The organism is Streptomyces sp. NPDC059142, from assembly GCF_042755665.1.
Lineage (GTDB): Bacteria > Actinomycetota > Actinomycetes > Streptomycetales > Streptomycetaceae > Streptomyces.
Map to the genome: position 1 here is coordinate 31,012 of NZ_JBHZDA010000007.1, position 3,546 is coordinate 34,557.

Genomic DNA, 3,546 nt, shown 5'->3' on the forward strand with positions numbered 1-3,546 from the left:
TGCCGCCCGCCGCGCACCCCCCCCACCGGGCCCCCCCGCCCCCCCCCGCGGGTGACGGGATGCGGGGGGCCCACCCCCGGCGGGGGTGCCTCGCGATGGCGCTCGCCCAGCAGACCGATCTGCTGCTGCTCGACGAGCCCACCACCTTCCTCGACGCGAGCCATCAGATCGAGGTCCTCGACCTGCTCACCGATCTGAACCAGGCGCGCGGCACGACCATCGTCATGGTCCTGCACGACCTCAATCTCGCCGCCCGGTACGCGGACCATCTCATCGCCCTCGCGGACGGCCGGCTCCACGCGGTCGGCGCCCCGGCCGAGGTGCTGACACGCGAGAACGTACGCGCCGTCTTCGGCCTGGACAGCCGGATCATCGAGGACCCCGTCTCCGGCCGGCCGCTGATGCTCCCGATCGGGCGCCACCACGCCGCGCGGGGTCAGGGCGTGTACGAGGCGATCTGAGCCGTCCGCACCACCGTCCGGCCGTCGCCGCGGCCGAGCAGGCCCGCGGACACCCAGATGTCCACGGTGCTCCGTACCCGTGAGACGAGCGTGTCCTTGTCGCGGAACGGGGCCCCGGCCCACACCTCGTCGAGGAACGTCGTGCCGTCGGGCCTCGACGGGTTGGCGACGCCCGACCCGGTGTTCCCGAACGCGATGCGGGGCTCCTCCCGCAGGAAGTAGGCGTGGGTCGGATCCTCGGTCCCCTCGAAGAACGGGGCGAACTCGACGCCGTCGAGGGTGTGGTGGAGCGGCTTGCCCGGCACCGGGGTGAGGGTGGGCAGCAGGTCCCCGGAGAGTGCGGCGTTGCGGTGGAGCCCGAACCGCAGACGGCTCGTCGAGGCGTCACGGGCGACCAGGTTGACCGGGCCGAGGAAGAGGGACTGGAGGGCCGGCTCGTCGGGGGTCGGCTCGGCCCGGAGCCGGAAGGGCACCTGGACCCGTACGGTGTCCCCGGCGCGCCAGGTACGGGCGACGGCGAAGTAGCCACCGGGCCGCGCCGAGCCCTCCACCGGGCTCCCGTTGACCGTCACCCGGAAGCCGGCGTCGGCCCAGGAGGGCACGCGCAGGCGCAGCTCGAAGGTGGCGCTGCCGCCGCCGACGGTGAGGGTGGAGCCCTGTTCCCGGGGGTAGTCGGTGGTCTGCGTGAGGGTGATCCCGTGCTCGGCCCAGGTCAGGGTGGAGGCGCTGTACAGATTGACGTACAGGGCGCTGCCGTCGGCCTTCCTGAAGTACACCGAGTCCTGGTACTTGGTGGCGCTCTCCATGCCGGTGCCCTCGCAGCAGGTGGTGCCCGCCTTCGGCGTGTAGTCGCGCACGTGGCCGGGTGTCAGCCCGATGAAGTACGTGACCCGTGGCTTCTCGGCGTCGGCGGTGTCCTGCTTGGAGCCGAGGACCTGGTTGTAGAGGGCCCGTTCGTAGTAGTCCATGTACTTCGGGTCCTGGTCGTGGAAGAAGAGCATGCGGCTGAGCTTGAGCATGTTGTACGCACAGCAGCTCTCGGCGGTGGTAGCGCTGATCGTTCCGGCCACGGAGCCGCGCGCCCGCCAGAACTCTCCGGTGCTGGTGCCGCCGATGCCGTACATCCGGGCGGGGACGACCATGTCCCAGAAGTTCCTCGCGGCGGCGAGGTAGCGGGCTTCGCCCGTCGCGTCGTGGAGCCGGAGGAGCCCGGTGAAGACGGGGATGTGCTGGTTGGCATGGAGGCCGTCCAGGACGTCCCGGTTCGCGGCGCAGGCGTCGATGAGCGAGTCGAGGTCGAACAGCTTCGCGAGGGCGAGGTGTTCGGGCTTCCCGGTCAGCGCGTGGAGGTCGCAGACGGCCTCGACCAGGCCGCCGAACTCGCCGCTGGAGAAGAGGGACCACATGCGTTGCAGGGTGCTCGCGGGCAGGCGGGACAGCCGGGAGTGCATCCAGTCGCACAGGCCCGAGGCGAGGTCGAGCGCCCGTGCGTCGCCGGTGTGCAGACGGGCGTCGAGCAGCCCCCTGAGGATCTTGTGCGCGGTGTAGTACGGCGCCCAGACGACGCTGTAGTCGCTGCTGGTCATGGACTCCAGCGTGATGAACTGGGTCTCCGGGTAGGCCGCGAGGAACCCGGGGTGGCTGGGCCCTCCCCAGGTACGGCGCAGGGTGGCGTCCAGGCCCCGGCCCGAACTGTCGGCGAAGGTGCCGCCGGTGGTCTCGTCGAAGGTGTACGCGACCAGGTCGCCCCGGCCCGCCGGGGTGTCGGCGGCCCGGTCGTCCCGCAGCGCCGCGATCTCGCCGGCGGTGAGGGTGCGCGCCCACAGGTGGAACTCGTCGAACGCCCCGGCGAAGACCGGGTCGGCGGGGTAGTTCGAGCGGCCGAGCCAGTGGTTGCGCAGCGCGCCGAACGCCGCCGGGTCGAGGGTCATCCCCTCGCGGCGTGCGACGGCGGTCCCGTCGACGTAGAGGACACCGGTGCCGTCGCCGATGGTGACGGCCAGATGGCTCCACCGGTCCAGCGGGAGCGGTTCCCTGCCGTCGAGGCCCTGTTCGCCCCCGGCGCCCGTGGTCGTGAGGGCGAAGCGCGGTACTCCGGCGGCGTTGCGGGCGGCGAGGTAGAGATAGCGGGTGGTGTCGTCGCCGAAGTCGAGGACCCGGGCCCAGGCCGCGGAGTGGGTGGGCCGCACCCAGGCGGACAGGGTCAGGGCGCGGGCCCCGCCGAGGACGGTGGCGGGCAGGTCGACGTACTGGTGGGAGCCGCGGCCGTTCTCGGCGGCGGTGCCGAACCTGCCGGGCACGGCGAGGACGGCCGGCGGGTTGCGGAGCGCCGACCTGACCTCGGTGAGGGCGCCGGTCAGACAGCTGATCCTGTCGGCGAACTCCTGGTCGCCGGTGCCGGCGTAGGACTGGGCGAGCATGGTGAGGAAGTGGCCGGTGTAGTGGCCGCGCAGGTTGCCGTTGGCCTCGCCGTCGAGCCCTTCCCATCCGCCGGGGGCGACCGCGCCGCGCGTCGGAAGCCCGGCGTTGGCGCGGAAGACCTGGAGCAGCCGGTCCACGTCGTACCCCCGGCCGTGGTCGAGCATGAGCGCGCGTTTCGTGGCGAAGACGCCCCGGCCGAGGGCGACGTCCTTGAGATCGAAGGGGCGCACCGTCCAGGAGGGCGGCGGCGGGAGGGCCCCGGTGGCGGTCGGCGAGGCGGCGGACGGGGACGCGGCGGCGCAGGAGAGTCCCGAGGCCGCGGCGGTGGCCACCGCGGTCCGGAGAAGCCCTCGCCTGGAGAGGTGGGGTGCCATGGTTTCCTCGTCTCTGCGACGGTGAGATGCGGCCATGAGCGTGCGACACCGGTACGAAGCGGCTCCCGGAAGCCCGGTCACGGGCCGATGGGGGGACAGCCGTCGTTCGACTTGCCGAACATCGTTCCGAGTGCCGATCAGAAGATAGGTTCGGGAGGTCGGCGCGTCAACGATCCCGCCATGGCCGGCCCGCCCCGTCCCCGAAGGCGCGCCGAGGGGGGCCGGGGGCGCGCCGCCCCCCCCCCCCCCCGCGGCGCCCCCCGCGCCACCCCCCCCCCCCCCCGCCGCAC

At 73.1% G+C, this 3,546-nt stretch carries 1 protein-coding gene and 1 pseudogene; one reads left to right on the top strand and one right to left on the bottom strand.

What is annotated here, in order from left to right; translation table 11 throughout:
* Positions 1–92 precede the first annotated feature (92 nt).
* Positions 93–461, top strand: a pseudogene (locus tag ACFXPK_RS04860) (ABC transporter ATP-binding protein); the annotation flags it as partial.
* Here ACFXPK_RS04860 and ACFXPK_RS04865 read toward each other — a convergent pair.
* On the bottom strand, positions 437–3,256 hold the full coding sequence (locus tag ACFXPK_RS04865) for a beta-L-arabinofuranosidase domain-containing protein (RefSeq protein ID WP_385071677.1): 2,820 nt from the start codon (positions 3,254–3,256) through the stop codon (positions 437–439). The pseudogene ACFXPK_RS04860 and the gene ACFXPK_RS04865 sit on opposite strands and share 25 nt — an antisense overlap.
* Positions 3,257–3,546: the final 290 nt, after the last annotated feature.

Excerpts from the sequence above, each read along its gene's own strand:
- ACFXPK_RS04865 (WP_385071677.1), bottom strand. The coding sequence starts at position 3,256 with ATGGCACCCCACCTCTCCAGGCGAGGGCTTCTCCGGACCGCGGTGGCC.